The following is a 13,960-nucleotide window of genomic DNA, read 5'->3' as shown; positions in this document are numbered from 1 at the left end:
CACAGACCTTCCATGAAAGCGCAGCGCCCGCCTCACCTGTCCTTTCCGAACGGCGCGCCCCATGTCGAATGGCGCGATCACACCATGCCGTACGTGGTCACGGCATTGCTCGTCGTGCTGCTGGTAACCGGAATCGTTTGGGCCGTCGATCCCGCGCCGCCGAAAACCATCACACTCAGCGCGGGCCCGCACGACAGTTCGTTTCTGGTCGCAGCCGAGCAGTACCGGAAGATCCTCGCACGCAACGGCGTCACGCTGAACGTGCTCGAGTCCGACGGTTCCGTGCAGAACCTGCACCGGCTGCTCGACCCCAAACAGCACGTCGATCTCGCGCTGGTTCAAGGGGGTGTGGCCGATGGCATCGACACCTCGTCGCTAGTGTCGCTCGGCAGTGTTTTCTATATTCCGGTGGTGGTGTTTTATCGCGGGACGGGTGTGAGCCAACTGTCGCAACTGGAGGGCAAGCGGATTGCCGTCGGTCGCGACGGCAGCGGCACGCGCCTGCTCGCGCTCAAGCTGCTGGACGCCAACGGAATCCAGCCCGGCGCAGACACCACCCTGCTTCCCACAGATGGCCTGCAAGCCGCTACGCAACTGGTGGCGGGCGATGTCGATGCCGCGATCCTCAACGGCGACTCGGCCACGCGCGGACTCATGCTGCGCCTGCTCAAGGTGCCTGGCATCTCGGTCATGAATTTCGACGAAGCCAGCGCGTACACGCGGCTCTTTCCGTATCTGGACCAGATCGATCTACCGGTCGGCGTGCTCGATTTGCGGCGCAGAATCCCGCCCGACACGGTGCATCTGATCAGCCCGACCGTGGAACTGGTGGCGCGCAGCCATCTGCATCCGGCCATCTCCGATCTATTGATCGAAGCCGCGCAGGAAGTACATGGAATGCCGGGGCTTTTGCAACGCGCAGGCGAGTTTCTGAGCCCCGTGGCCCGGGAATATCAGATCAGCGAAGACGCGCAGCGCTATTACCGGACCGGCAAGAGTTTTCTATACCGCACGCTCCCCTTCTGGCTGGCAAGCGTGGGCGACCGGACACTCGTATTGCTGCTGCCGATGGCAGTGCTGCTGTTCCCCGCCATGCGCCTGATTCCGGCGCTGTACCGGTGGCGCATCCGCTCGCGCATCTATCGCTATTACGGTGCGTTGATCGCGCTCGAACGCGGCGCGCTCGCCGATTCCACCGAGGATCAGCGTCGCTCGCTATTCAGGCAACTGGACCAGATCGAGGAATCGCTGAATCAGCTACGCATGCCGCTGGCCTACGCCGATGCGTTTTATGTACTACGCGAGCATGTGGGTTTCGTGCGAGACCGCCTGGAGTCGACCGCGCACTGAGCCAGCCCGATAAAAAGGGAGGCGAAAGTGGACAAACGGAACAGGAAGGATGATGAAGCAGCCACCCCGAACCAGATCGGCCAGGGTGGCAAAACATGCAGTAACGTGGATCAGCTTTGCGCTTCGGGCGTCGGCGTCGCCACCGGTTCCACCGACGACGGCGAAGAAGGCGACGAAGACGAAGTAGACGAAGTAGACGAAGCCGCAGATTCTGTCGCTTCAGGCTTCACATCGGGGCTAACAACCTTGCCCGGTTCGACAGCCTCGAGCGAACCCGCCTGTTCGCCAGCATCTGCTTCCGCCGATGCCTGAACCGGCGCCACCTCGACCGAACCGGCCGTATCGGCCGTACCAGCAGAATCAGCCGGGGCAGCATCCTTCGGCGACCCCGCCTTCTGCCCGCCCTTCTGAGCACCCCGGCCCGCACGATGCGCCTGCAGACGCTGCGCGCCCGCAGCTTCCTGCGCCGTAACCGTGCCAGCTTCCGTACCCGTCAGATCGACGCGCGCAGCGCCTTCGACGAGGCACTTCCAGTAGCGGCTGCCGCGACACCAGGTCTTGATCGCGTCGCGCAACTCGGCTTCGCTCAGCGACAGCTCTTTCGCGTGAACCACGAGGTCTTCGAAAATCCCGACCTTCAACGGCAGCTTGGGCGCCGGATTCTTCGGGAATGCGACCGGAAAGCGCTTTTGCAATCGTCCGATGGATTTGACGACCGGATCGACCGGTTTCGCATCCACCGGCCTCGCTTGCGCGGGCTTCGCCGGTGCGTCGGCGGTCTGGGCTTCGCCGCGCGGCGGCGCCGGCTTGCGTGCCGGCCTCGCCCCCTGCTGGTCGCCGGCCTTGGCGACGGGCCTCGCGCCCTGCTTCGGCTGGTTGCCAGCGCTCACACCAGGCCTGGACGGCCGGGCGCCAGACTTCGCACCCTGCTTGGCGGCAGGCGCGGCTTCGGCGCGAGCAGCAGCGGCCAGTTGCTTCTTCAGTTCGGCAAGTTGTTCGAAACCCATAGCGCACAATCAGTCGAGAAAGACGGGATTGTAGCAGCGTGTGCCCACAGCTTCGTGACGATGCCGTGCGGTGTGGCGCGCACTCGACGTCCCAACGCGCCAACACCCTCGCACAATTCCGCCAGCACCCCGTGTGCAGAGCCGCGTAGCGGCCGCCCGGCCGGTGTCGCCAACCGCGCAGGAGTTCTCCCATAGCGCCGCTACTGCTTTGATTGTGCGTATTTATTGGTTCAGTTCCGCATGCGCTTTGACTACATTGTCCGGTCGGGATTTCGCCGGACAGGGGCTCGAACCCAGGCTCGCCCCAAATCCGGCCTTCCCCCTCCACCGCGACAAACCAGACATTCACCAACATTCGACCAACGACAGGACCAGCCATGAGCACCACGCGGGGTTTAACGACGACGCTTCCACTCTCCTCACCGCGGCAAGGCTCGCGCCGCCTGCTGCCCGTCGGCCTGACCGGCCGGCTCAGGGCAACCGTAGCTGCGCTGGCTATCACGACTGCCACCTTCACTGCCGCCTCAATCGCGCTGTTCTCCCCCGCTACGGCAGAAGCCGCGCCGCCCGCCGAACTGAAGCTCGATTACGCCTACTACTCCCCGGAGAGCCTCGTCATCAAGCGCAACGGCTGGCTGGAGCAGGCGCTCGCGTCACAGCACACGCAGGTCAAGTGGGTGCTGAGTCTGGGCAGCAATCGCGCGCTCGAGTATCTGAACAGCGGCGCGATCGATATCGGCTCGTCAGCCGGACTCGCCGCCGTGCTCGCCAAGGCGAACGGCAATCCGATTCGCGCGGTGTATATCTTTTCGCGGCCGGAATGGACCGCGCTCGTGGTCCGCAAGGATTCGCCGATCAAAACGCTCGCCGATCTGAAGGGCAAGAAAATTGCCGCGACCAAAGGTACCGACCCGTTCCTGTTCACGCTGCGCGCGTTGCACACGGTCGGCCTGACGCGTGACGACGTCGAAATCGTCAATCTGCAGCATCCGGACGGACGCACGGCGCTCGCTAACGGTCAGGTGGATGCATGGGCCGGGCTCGATCCGCACATGGCGGCCGCGCAGATCGACGACGGCGCGAAGCTGCTGTACCGCAACGTCGATTTCAATACCTGGGGCTTTCTGAACGCGCGCGAAGATTTCATTCGCGAGCATCCGGAAACGCTGGAACAAGTGTTGAAGGTGTATGAAAAAGCCCGTCTGTGGATCGCCGCTCACCCCGACGAGACCGCCCGAATCGTCGCCGAGGAATCGAAGCTGTCGTTGCCGGTCGCACGCCTGCAATTGAGCCGCAACGATTTCAGCCATCCGCAACCGGGCGCGCAGCAGGTGACGGCGCTCAAGGCGGCCGCGCCGATTCTCGTGCAGGAACAGTTGGTCAAGCCCGACACGAACCTGAATCAGATCATCGATGCGCTGGTCGATTCGCAAGCGGCCCAACCGGTTATCGCATCGACCAGCGGCAAGTGATCAATACGAGTGATCACCACTCAAGCGGCGACTGAGCGACCAAGCCGCTGCACCGCACGCATCAACTCATCAGGACTTCGCTTTATGGCAACCGACGAATCGCTCGCCATTCACCAGCGGCCAACGACGACGGCCCACACCGGGCCGCTCGTCGCGCCATCAGCGGATCGCAAAACGTCGCCCCGCGATCCGCTCAAACCCTGGCGCACGGCCGGCCTGCTGCTGCCACTGGTGCTGCTCGCGTTGCTCGAAGCGCTGGTGCGTTCATCGATCCTGCCGGCGCATCTGGTGCCGGCGCCGAGCACGATCGCCGAAACGCTGTGGCAGCTCGGTGGCGAACGTCTCGCCCGCCATATCGGCGCCAGTTCGGCGCGCGTATTTGCCGGGTTCGGCATCGGCACGCTGCTCGCGCTCGTGCTGGGCGCGGCGATGGGTCTGAGCCGCCGCCTCGAAGCGCTACTCGATCCGCTGTTCCAGGCATTGCGCGCGATTCCGTCGCTTGCATGGGTGCCCATCCTGCTGCTGTGGATGGGTATCGACGAGGCGCCGAAAATCACGCTGGTCGCCATCGGGGCGTTTTTCCCGGTGCATTTGAGCGTGGTCGCGGGCATTCAGGGCGTCGACCGGAAGCTGGTCGAACTCGGCGAAGTCAATCGTTTGAGCCGGCGCGCGCAGTTCACGCGCATCCTGTTGCCGGCGTCACTGCCGCAGATTTTCACCGGACTGCGAACGGGGCTGAGCCTCGCGTGGATGTTCATGGTCGCGGCGGAACTGATCGCGGCGACGCGCGGCCTCGGCTATCTGTTGAGCGACGGCCGCGAGACCGGTCGGCCCGATCTGGTGTTCGGCGCGATCCTGCTGCTTGCATTGCTCGGCAAGCTGAGCGACAGCGTGCTGAAGGCACTCGAAGCGCGCGTGCTGTCTTGGCGCGATACCGCGAACGCGGGCACGTCGACGCGAGGTGCACGATGAGTCGCAGCATTTCGACCCCGCTGCTGGACGTCCGCGGAATCAGCCGGCATTACGACACGCGCGCCGTGCTGCATCGCGTGAGCTTCGCGATCGCACGCGGCGAGATCGTCAGTCTGATCGGTCCGAGCGGCTGCGGTAAGAGCACCTTGTTGCGCGTGCTCGCGGGCCTCGATCGCCAGTTCGACGGCGAGGTACGCATCGACGGCGACCTGCAACGCGGACCATCGGCCCGACTCGGCGTGATTTTTCAGGAACCGCGTCTGCTTCCGTGGCTCGATGTGGCGGATAACATCGCGTTTTCGGCGGGGCCGCGCCGAGGCAACGATCCGCGTGTGGCGAAGCTGCTCGAGGAAGTCGGTCTGGCCGGCACCGGCGCTGCGCTGCCCAAGCAACTCTCCGGTGGTATGGCGCAGCGCGTGGCACTCGCGCGAGGACTGTTCGGCCAGCCCGACCTGTTACTGCTCGACGAACCGTTTAGCGCCGTCGACGCGATGACCCGCATGCGTCTGCAAGCGCTGTTGCTCGAACTGACCCGCGCGCACGGCACGGCGGCGCTGATCGTCACGCACGATCTGGATGAAGCGCTGTATCTGTCAGACCGGGTGCTGCTGCTGAACAGCAGCGCGGCCGATGGCACCGGACAGTTGCTGCGCGAAATCGAAGTCGATTGCGCTCGTCCACGCGACCGGCGCGACGCCAGGCTCGCGGCATTGCGCCATGAACTGCTGGAGGGAATCGGCGCGACAGCGCCTCTGGTGTGACGGCCGGCTGCACACGCTCGGGTGTGAACCGGCCTGTCCCGTCATGCCGGTTTGATATCGGCCGCCTGCTTGCCCTTCGGCCCCTGCTTGATTTCGAAGCTGACTTTCTGGTTTTCCTGCAACGATTTGAAACCTTCGCTGCGAATCTCCGAGAAGTGCGCGAACAGATCTTCACCGCCGTCGTCCGGGGTGATGAAGCCAAAACCCTTCGCGTCATTGAACCACTTCACTGTTCCAGTTGGCATGTCGATTCCTCGTGTGCATCCAGGTTGATTGAATTGCATTCGCCGCCGGCGTGACTCGGGTGACCGGCGGTTCCTGCGACTTGCCGCCTGACTGTACGCCTGTTTGCGCGGCACTGCTGCATGCCGCGGGCCGGTGCCCGCCTCGCACCGCGGCTGTGCGGCGCCCGATGCGAATGCTCGCAATCAGATAAGATAATCGCTTTCGGCAGTCCATCCTTGGGCACGCCGGTCTGGTGCATCGCACCACGATCCGCACCCGGTCGCGCAGTTCCCCCGTCTTGTTTTCCCATTTAAAGGAATCAGCATGTCCACCTCGAGCTATACCGACACCCGACTTCTGATCAACGGCGAATGGACCGACGCCGCCAGCGGCAAGACGCTCGACGTCGTCAATCCCGCCACCGGCAAAGTCATCGGCCACGTGGCCCACGCAGGCATTGCCGATCTCGATCGTGCACTGGCCGCCGCGCAAAAAGGCTTCGACGCATGGCGCAAGATTCCCGCGAACGAACGCGCCGCCACGATGCGTAAAGCCGCCGCACTGGTGCGCGAGCGTGCCGCCGACATCGGTCGCCTGCTGACGCAGGAACAGGGCAAGCCGTTCCCCGAAGCGCGTGTCGAAGCACTGGCGGCAGCCGACATCATCGAATGGTTTGCAGACGAAGGCCGCCGCGTCTATGGCCGTATCGTGCCGTCGCGCAATCTCGCTGCGCAGCAGCAGGTGTTGAAGGAACCGATCGGCCCGGTCGCTGCGTTCACGCCGTGGAATTTCCCGGTCAACCAGATCGTGCGCAAGCTGAGCGCGGCGCTCGCCAGCGGCTGTTCGTTCCTCGTCAAGGCACCGGAAGAAACCCCGGCGTCGCCGGCCGCGCTGCTGCAGGCTTTCGTCGATGCAGGGGTGCCACCCGGTACGGTCGGCCTGGTGTTCGGCGACCCGGCTGAAATTTCGAGCTATCTGATTCCGCACCCGACGATCCGCAAGGTCACGTTCACGGGTTCGACGCCGGTCGGCAAGCAACTGGCCGCACTGGCCGGCGCGCACATGAAGCGCGCCACGATGGAACTGGGCGGCCACGCTCCCGTGATCGTCGCCGAAGACGCCGACGTCGCGCTGGCCGTCAAGGCCGCCGGCGCCGCCAAGTTCCGCAATGCCGGTCAGGTCTGTATCTCGCCGACGCGATTCCTGGTTCACAACAGTCTGCGTGAAGAATTCGCCGCGGCGCTCGTCAAACACGCCGAAAGCCTGAAGCTCGGCGACGGCCTGACCGAAGGCACGACGCTCGGGCCGCTCGCCAATCCGCGTCGTCTGACAGCCATGAGCAAGGTGCTCGACGACGCGCGCAAGACCGGCGCCAAGGTGGAAACCGGCGGCGAACGCGTCGGTTCGGAAGGCAACTTCTTCGCGCCGACCGTGCTGACGAACGTGTCGCTCGAAGCGGACGTGTTCAACAACGAGCCGTTCGGTCCGGTCGCTGCCATCCGCGGTTTCGACAAGCTGGAAGAAGCGATTGCCGAAGCGAACCGTCTGCCGTACGGCCTCGCCGGTTACGCGTTCACGAAGTCGTTCGCGAACGTGCATCTGCTGTCGCAACAACTCGAAGTCGGCATGCTGTGGATCAACCAGCCGGCTACACCGTCGCCGGAAATGCCGTTCGGCGGCGTGAAGGATTCGGGCTACGGTTCGGAAGGCGGTCCGGAAGCGATGGAGGCTTACCTGGTCACGAAGGCCGTCTCGGTCATGGCCGTCTAGGTTCGCTTTCTGCTCGATCCTCCGCGAAAGCCCGCGAGCGTTCATTCGTTCGCGGGCTTTTTTTCGTCATGCAGCCACAGTTAATAGAACCGATGCAACCTACCCTGACCGGCGCAAGCGTCGAACTTCGCCCGCTTCAGCCGGACCATGCGCCGGCGCTGCTCGAGGCGGCCGCCGACGGCGAGCTATGGAATCTCACGCTGACCGTCGTGCCGGGTCCGCAGACGATGGCCGCCTATCTCGCCACCGCGCTCGAAGGACGCGCGGCGGGCAGCGTGATGCCCTTCGTGATCGTACAGCGCGATAGCGGCAGGATTGTCGGCAGCACGCGTTTCTGGAAGATCGACCGGGCCAATCGCAAGCTCGAAATCGGGCATACGTGGTTGAGCGCGTCGGTGCAGCGCTCGCCGGTGAACACGGAGGCCAAGTATCTGCTGCTTCAGCATGCGTTCGAGACGATGCACTGCGTGCGCGTGCAGTTCACCACGGACGAGCTGAACGAGAAATCGCGCAATGCGATTCTGAGGATCGGCGCGAAACAGGAAGGGATTGTCCGGCATGAACGGATCATGCCGGATGGACGCAAACGCAACTCGGTGCGCTTTAGCTTGATCGACGACGAATGGCCTGTGGTCAAGGCGATGCTGCAGGACAAGCTCGGACGCTAGGTCAGGATCGAGCGCCCACCATCGTCAAACGTGCGCGTCCCGCTCACCCAGCGGCGCGGCCGCGCTGGTGACCGGGCTCACCGGACTCACCGGCGTCGTCACCGGATTGACGACGGGTTCCGAACCGAACCCAGCACGCGTGCGATGCGTGGCCTGATAGCGCCGCACCCAAAGCGCGGTCAGGATGGGCACCAGAATCGCGGTGACGAGGCACGCCGTCGCGACCATCGCGGTCGCGGCCGGCACCAGCGGTTTGAAGCGCGGAATCATCTCGCCGATGATCGCCGGATTCGCCACCGCCGCGCCCGCCGTCGACGAAGCCGCGAGACCCGCCGCGCCATTGCCGCCGGCAATCCAGCGATCCGCGAAAATCAGCGGAATGCCGGTCACGACGATCACGCCGAGCCCCAGCACGATACCCGGCAAGCCGCTCTTGACGATCACGCCGAGGTCGATGCCATTGCCCAGCGCGAAGCCGAAGAACGGAATCAGCGGATGCACGCAACGGCCGAAGAACTCGCGCAACTCGCCATCCAGATTACCCAACGCGAAGCCGATCAGAAATGGCAACACCGCGCCGACGAACAGCCGCGGTTCGAAAAACGCGACCCCGGTCGCGCCGAGAATGATCATGCTGACGAGCGGCCCGGATTCAATCGACATCAGCACGAACGCGCCAGCCTCTTCCTTGCTGCCGTACTGCTGCATGACCGCCGCGTACAGACCGCCGTTGGTCATGTCCATCGACGTCGTGATCGCGAGCACCGAGAGCCCTGCGAAGAGCCCGGCCTTGACGCCGTCGATGGGAATGAAATGAGAGGCGACGATGGTGGCGATCCACGCGACCAGCATCTTGGTGACGAGCAGTGTGCCCGACTTGCGCAGCACGAGACCGGTGGCGCGCAGATCGATGGTCGCGCCCATGCAGAAGAACCACACCGCCAGAATCGGCACGGTGCCGGAGATCAAACCGTTGGTGAACGAACCGAGGTATTTGCCGGCACCCGGCGCGAAGGTATGCACGCAAGCGCCGAGCAATAGAGGCACCAGCATCAGACCGCCTGGGACCAGGTCGATCGCTTTCTTTATCTTCATGTCTCCTCCGTGGACTTTTGCGTCCCGTTGGCCGGGCGTGTTGCCCGCAGTGATGTCCGCCCGGATCACGGGCTGCTCCCTTTCGGCGCAATATAGCATCGCACCAGGAGTGACGGTCCGCTCGTACGAGAGTTTGTGTTCATCGTTTACCCGTGTTTTAGCCGTGTTTTATCAATACTTTACCGACGCAGTCCGCGTTCGGGCCGCTTCGCCTCAGGCCGCGCGGGCCGGCTGGTTCGCTTCGACCAGACGGCTCACGCTGCGGCGTCCGTCGACGCTCACCGGCACATCGCCCGTCAACGTCACCCGCCGCACCACGCGATGCGCGTCGCCGTAATCGTTGACCGCGTAGTGCTGCGTGGCGCGGTTGTCCCAGATAGCGACATCGCCGGTTTGCCAGCGCCAGCGCACGATGTTTTCGAGTCGGGTCACGTAGCCTTGCAGCAGTTCGAGCACATGCGCCGACGCGGACGGCGTGAGGCCCACGAAATTTTTCACGAAGTGTCCGAGAATCAGCGTGTATTCGCCGGTCTCCGGATGCACGCGCACGACCGGATGCTCGGTTTCATAACGCGTCGATACGAACGCTTCACGGTAGCGCTGACGCGCCTCGGCATCGTGCCCGCGCGCGCCGACATTCGCGTGGTTCGCGTAGTCGTAGTCGTTGCTGTGCACGGCCCACAGTTGCTCGGCGAGCGCCTTCAGCGGCGGCGGCAAATCCTGGTACGCGGTCGCCGTATTGGCCCATACCGTGTCGCCGCCGACTTCCGGTATCGTCACGCCGCGCAGAATCGACGCTTGCGGGTAAGCCGCGACGAAGGTCACGTCCGTGTGCCATGAATTGGCGCGGCCGCCCCGGTTCGAATCGAGCTCCAGCAAATAGTCGGTACCGTCCACCACAGGCACCGTGGGATGCGAAACCGGCTCGCCGAGCAAGGCGGCGAACGCTTCCTGATCGGCATCCTGCAGATGCGTCTGGCCGCGAAAGAAAATCACCTTGTGCTGCAGGAGCGCGGCGCGAATCGACTCGACGGTGGTCGATTCGAGTTCCCCCGACAAGCGCACGCCACGAATTTCCGCACCGATGCGGCCGGTGATGGGATGAATCTCGAGCGTCTGACTCGCGGTGCGCGCGAACGGGTTGAGTTGGGTGGGATGGGCCATGCCGGTGTCTCCTGAGTGGAAGCGATCAGGACAATCTAACCAGCGCCTGCTGCTCACGTAAAAGACTTGTTTGCGAAGTGCTTATCACGCTGCGCATCGTGTCGATTCGCGTGAGCATGCAATAGCGCAAAGGCTGTTGCAGGGCTGAATGCAGGCCTGTTCGACCCTAGTCTGCAACTGAATGTATCTGTCGGGCATAGCTGTGCGGCGCTTGCCGCGGGCGTCCTCCTGTGGCGCGAGCATGCTTGCAATGGAGCGTTCGACAGCCCAGATAGCGCGCTATGCCACAAGGGTTTACATAGCCCGTTCAACTACTTGACGCGTGGCTTGCAGGCGCGCCGCGTCGCTGCCGTCGTTTGAATGCGGCGTATGACTGTGTCTACGCGATGCGAATTGGCATCGCTCGAAACGACAACGTCCTGTTACACACGAACACACTGGTAATGCGACCCGTCAGTAAAGTTCGATCACACGCAAAACGGGAGAAACATCATGAAAAAAATTCTCGCACTCATCATTCTCGCCACGACGTTGGGCAGCGCTTTGGGCGGTTGTATTTTCGTACCGCCGGGCGGTGGCGGCTATCACGATCACGAGCATTATCACGACCACGATCGCTACTGAGTCGAGACGCGCGGACCGTCGGGTTGAGCGCACTTCCAATTGCTAATCGGGGAATACAACATGAAGAAAGCACGAAACCACGCAGCGTCGCTGGCGCTCGTCGCCGCACTGGGCATCGGCGCATCGTCGATCGCATCGGCACAGGTCAACGTCGGCGTGAATATCGGTTCACCGGGTTATGCGCCTGCGCCGGTTGTCGTCGTCAGTCCGGGTTGGCATGGCGACCGCTATTACGACGGTCACCGCTACTGGGCGCGGCGTGACTGGGAAGCGCGTCATCGCGGCTGGCATCACGACCGCGGCTGGCATGGCGGCGGTGGCGACTGGCATGGTCACGGCGGTGGTCATGGCGGTGGCTACGGCGGCGGTCATGGCGGCGGCTACGGTGGCGGTCATGGCGGTGGCGGCGACCACGGCCATCGCCATTAACGCTAACGCAAACGGACGGGCCTCCCGCCATCACGGCGAGGCTCGCCTGTTGCGATCCGCGTGACATCGAGCATGCTATCCATTCAGCAGGAGCGACGCTTTGCTACGAAGCGATATACGGCGAGTCAGCACTTCGGTCGATGGCATGCAGATCTGCGCGGAATACAGCGAGCAGACCGGTCAATTGTGTCTGCGTCATGACGGCGTGCTTTTACGTGAATGGTTTCCACCGCACTCGTGGATGGCGATCGCATCGGTAGCAGGCGCACGACATTGGGGCACGCGCCCTTCCGACGACGATCTGGTGGCGCTACTGCAAAACGAAGTCACGTTGATGCGTTTGCCTTGATAACCACGAGTTTCGCGAGCATAAAAAAACGCGCGGCAATCATGCCGCGCGTTTTTTATATTGCATGCTCACCGTGCGTTATACACGGGCGGGGAATACGAACTGACCGTCGTATCGCCACCCCGATGACCGGCCTGCCATGAACCGTGACCGGCAGAACCGTAACCGGTCGAATCAGCCGGCGTAGCCTGTTGCTGGCCATACGACTGAGCCTGAGTGGCTTGTGAACTGTCGGGTGATGCCTGAGTGGACGACTGCGCGAAAGAAACAACCGGTGCGCTGAGAACGAGTGCAACAGCAACTGCTTGAATGAGCGATTTCATGAAACCACCTCCAGAGATTGTCTTATGCCCGCTGCGGGTAAGGTTGTTTGCAGCGATGGAAGGAGTGTAGGTGTCCGCCTCTTTCTGATAAATCCGTTAATCACGAATTCACTGTTGCTGACTACACGACAATTCAAACCACTACATGCATCGCTACGTATAAACCCCCACCGTTTTCTGCCGTTCGTTCGTTTCGCTATTGCACGACTGCCATGCCGACGTAATTTTCAGCCATCGCTGTCGCGGCCGCACGTGAGCTCGTCACATAGTCGAGCTCGGCGACCTGAAGCTGTTGCTCGAACGGCGACGCGCCTTCTATACGATGCATCATGCTGGTCATCCAGTAAGAGAAATGCTCGGCGCGCCACACGCGCTTAAGTGCGGTTTCGCTATAACCGTCGAGCAGATCGCTGCGATTTTCCGTATAGAACGCGTTCAATGCTTCGGTCAGCACACGCACGTCGGCGACGGCGAGATTCATCCCTTTTGCGCCGGTCGGCGGCACGATATGCGCGGCATCGCCTGCGAGAAAAAGCCGGCCATGCTGCATGGTCGCCGACACGAAACTGCGCATGCCCACAATGTTCTTCTGAAAGATCTTGCCGTCGACAATCTGCTGACCGTCGTGCGAATCCACCCGTGCATGCAGTTCCGACCAGATGCGATCGTCGGACCAGTTGTCGACGGAATCTTTCGGATCGCATTGGAAGTACATGCGCTGCACGTTGGGCGAGCGCGTGCTGATCAACGCGAAGCCGCGTTCATGTCGTGCGTAGATCAATTCTTCCGACGACGGCGGCGCCTCGCACAAAATGCCGAACCAGCCAAACGGATAGATGCGTTCGAAATCCTTGCGCAACGCCTGCGGAATCGCTGCACGCGAGACGCCTTGCGAACCATCGCAGCCGATCACGAAATCGCAGTGCAATTCGTGTTCGGTGCCCTCATGGCGATAGCGGATCGACGGCGCGTCGGTGTCGATACCGTGCAGCGACGTATCGGTCACACCGAAGCGCAGCGCACCGTCTGCCGCCATGCGGGCCGCCACCAGATCCTTGATGACTTCGTGCTGCGCATACACGGTGATCGAATGTCCGGTGAGTCCAGTGAGATCGATGCGGCGACGCTTGCCTTCGAACGCGAGTTCGAAGCCATGATGCAGCGCGCCCTCTGCTTTCATCCGCGCGCCGACGCCGGCTTCGGTCAGCAGATCCATCGTTCCCTGTTCGAGCACGCCGGCACGAATGGTGGACTCGATCTGTTCACGCGTGCGCGATTCGAGCACGACCGACTCGATACCGCGCAAATGAAGAAGATGGGAAAGAAGCAGGCCTGCGGGCCCGGCGCCGATGATGCCAACCTGAGTGCGCATGGGGTGTCTCCTGAATGCGGCGATTGATTTGCGCTCAGTGTGACGATCGTGCGCGGTATGGCGCAACGCGATACGGCGGATACGTACTATCTCCTGATCCGATACGACGAGCCAGGCTGCGCGAGGTCGAAGCCGGCATAACCCTTACTGCAAAGGCTTGCGGACACATTGCGGCATTCGTCTCACGATGAACCTGCTTTTGCAGACTCAAGGTAAACCCCGAGCCGCAAAAACGCTTCTGCCAATCACTTCAAGCAAGAAACAACCGATACACCGGGTTATGCGTTTCTTCCCAGTTCGGATAACCGAGCGTCGCCTGGAAGCGCGCGAACGCATCGTTCTCGCTCTCCGGCACCTGAATGCCGACGAGAATCGAACT

General features: G+C 62.7%; 15 protein-coding genes. 9 read left to right on the top strand and 6 right to left on the bottom strand.

The features are described from left to right. Positions 1 to 12 precede the first annotated feature (12 nt). The gene (locus tag FQ746_RS33365; protein WP_144114073.1) at positions 13 to 1,350 is read left to right on the top strand and encodes a TAXI family TRAP transporter solute-binding subunit; all 1,338 of its coding nucleotides are present in this window, start codon (positions 13 to 15) and stop codon (positions 1,348 to 1,350) included. A 110-nt stretch (positions 1,351 to 1,460) separates the two neighbouring features. Here FQ746_RS33365 and FQ746_RS33360 read toward each other — a convergent pair whose 3' ends face one another. Beyond that, positions 1,461 to 2,357, bottom strand: a complete 897-nt coding sequence (locus FQ746_RS33360; RefSeq protein ID WP_144114072.1) for a ProQ/FinO family protein — start codon at positions 2,355 to 2,357, stop codon at positions 1,461 to 1,463. Between the two features lie 353 nt (positions 2,358 to 2,710). Here FQ746_RS33360 and FQ746_RS33355 point away from each other — a divergent pair, with 353 nt between their 5' ends. The 3 genes from FQ746_RS33355 (at position 2,711) to FQ746_RS33345 (ending at position 5,562) form a co-directional block, all read left to right on the top strand. Beyond that, on the top strand, positions 2,711 to 3,829 hold the full coding sequence (locus tag FQ746_RS33355; protein ID WP_409932464.1) for an aliphatic sulfonate ABC transporter substrate-binding protein: 1,119 nt from the start codon (positions 2,711 to 2,713) through the stop codon (positions 3,827 to 3,829). A gap of 84 nt (positions 3,830 to 3,913) precedes the next feature. Next, positions 3,914 to 4,801 (top strand): ABC transporter permease, encoded by an 888-nt coding sequence (locus FQ746_RS33350; protein ID WP_144114070.1) that lies wholly within the window; start codon positions 3,914 to 3,916, stop codon positions 4,799 to 4,801. An 8-nt stretch (positions 4,802 to 4,809) separates the two neighbouring features. After that, positions 4,810 to 5,562, top strand: a complete 753-nt coding sequence (locus tag FQ746_RS33345; protein ID WP_409932463.1) for an ABC transporter ATP-binding protein — start codon at positions 4,810 to 4,812, stop codon at positions 5,560 to 5,562. Between the two features lie 41 nt (positions 5,563 to 5,603). Here FQ746_RS33345 and FQ746_RS33340 read toward each other — a convergent pair whose 3' ends face one another. Next, entirely contained in the window at positions 5,604 to 5,807 is a 204-nt protein-coding gene (locus FQ746_RS33340) for a cold-shock protein (protein ID WP_144114068.1), read from the bottom strand. A 304-nt stretch (positions 5,808 to 6,111) separates the two neighbouring features. Between FQ746_RS33340 and FQ746_RS33335 the strand changes: the two genes are divergently transcribed. Together FQ746_RS33335 and FQ746_RS33330 are read left to right on the top strand one after the other, a co-directional pair. Next, positions 6,112 to 7,557 (top strand): NAD-dependent succinate-semialdehyde dehydrogenase, encoded by a 1,446-nt coding sequence (locus FQ746_RS33335; RefSeq protein ID WP_144114067.1) that lies wholly within the window; start codon positions 6,112 to 6,114, stop codon positions 7,555 to 7,557. A 92-nt stretch (positions 7,558 to 7,649) separates the two neighbouring features. Then, on the top strand, positions 7,650 to 8,225 hold the full coding sequence (locus FQ746_RS33330) for a GNAT family N-acetyltransferase (RefSeq protein ID WP_409932461.1): 576 nt from the start codon (positions 7,650 to 7,652) through the stop codon (positions 8,223 to 8,225). Between the two features lie 24 nt (positions 8,226 to 8,249). Here the strand turns inward: FQ746_RS33330 and kdgT are convergent, their stop codons facing one another. Both kdgT and FQ746_RS33320 read right to left on the bottom strand, forming a co-directional pair. Then, positions 8,250 to 9,320: a 2-keto-3-deoxygluconate transporter gene (gene kdgT / locus FQ746_RS33325; RefSeq protein ID WP_144114065.1), complete on the bottom strand. Its 1,071-nt coding sequence runs from the start codon at positions 9,318 to 9,320 to the stop codon at positions 8,250 to 8,252. Between the two features lie 213 nt (positions 9,321 to 9,533). Next, positions 9,534 to 10,484 (bottom strand): TauD/TfdA dioxygenase family protein, encoded by a 951-nt coding sequence (locus FQ746_RS33320; RefSeq protein ID WP_144114064.1) that lies wholly within the window; start codon positions 10,482 to 10,484, stop codon positions 9,534 to 9,536. A gap of 492 nt (positions 10,485 to 10,976) precedes the next feature. Between FQ746_RS33320 and FQ746_RS35445 the strand changes: the two genes are divergently transcribed. The 3 genes from FQ746_RS35445 to FQ746_RS33310 all read left to right on the top strand — a co-directional run bounded on the left by FQ746_RS35445 (position 10,977) and on the right by FQ746_RS33310 (position 11,886). Beyond that, positions 10,977 to 11,108: a hypothetical protein gene (locus FQ746_RS35445; RefSeq protein WP_260854260.1), complete on the top strand. Its 132-nt coding sequence runs from the start codon at positions 10,977 to 10,979 to the stop codon at positions 11,106 to 11,108. A gap of 60 nt (positions 11,109 to 11,168) precedes the next feature. Continuing rightward, positions 11,169 to 11,537: a hypothetical protein gene (locus FQ746_RS33315; protein WP_144114063.1), complete on the top strand. Its 369-nt coding sequence runs from the start codon at positions 11,169 to 11,171 to the stop codon at positions 11,535 to 11,537. A gap of 100 nt (positions 11,538 to 11,637) precedes the next feature. Then, positions 11,638 to 11,886, top strand: coding sequence for a hypothetical protein (locus FQ746_RS33310; protein ID WP_144114062.1), 249 nt, complete (start codon positions 11,638 to 11,640; stop codon positions 11,884 to 11,886). A 68-nt stretch (positions 11,887 to 11,954) separates the two neighbouring features. Here the strand turns inward: FQ746_RS33310 and FQ746_RS33305 are convergent, their stop codons facing one another. Together FQ746_RS33305 and FQ746_RS33300 are read right to left on the bottom strand one after the other, a co-directional pair. Next, positions 11,955 to 12,209 (bottom strand): hypothetical protein, encoded by a 255-nt coding sequence (locus FQ746_RS33305; protein ID WP_144114061.1) that lies wholly within the window; start codon positions 12,207 to 12,209, stop codon positions 11,955 to 11,957. Between the two features lie 196 nt (positions 12,210 to 12,405). Beyond that, positions 12,406 to 13,581 (bottom strand): 4-hydroxybenzoate 3-monooxygenase, encoded by a 1,176-nt coding sequence (locus FQ746_RS33300; protein ID WP_144114060.1) that lies wholly within the window; start codon positions 13,579 to 13,581, stop codon positions 12,406 to 12,408. Positions 13,582 to 13,960 lie beyond the last annotated feature (379 nt).

Origin of the sequence: Paraburkholderia sp. BCC1886, from assembly GCF_900996245.1 — a bacterium.
GTDB lineage: Bacteria > Pseudomonadota > Gammaproteobacteria > Burkholderiales > Burkholderiaceae > Paraburkholderia.
The sequence above is the reverse complement of the archived record's forward strand: the minus strand, read 5'-3'. Positions and strand labels throughout refer to the sequence as shown.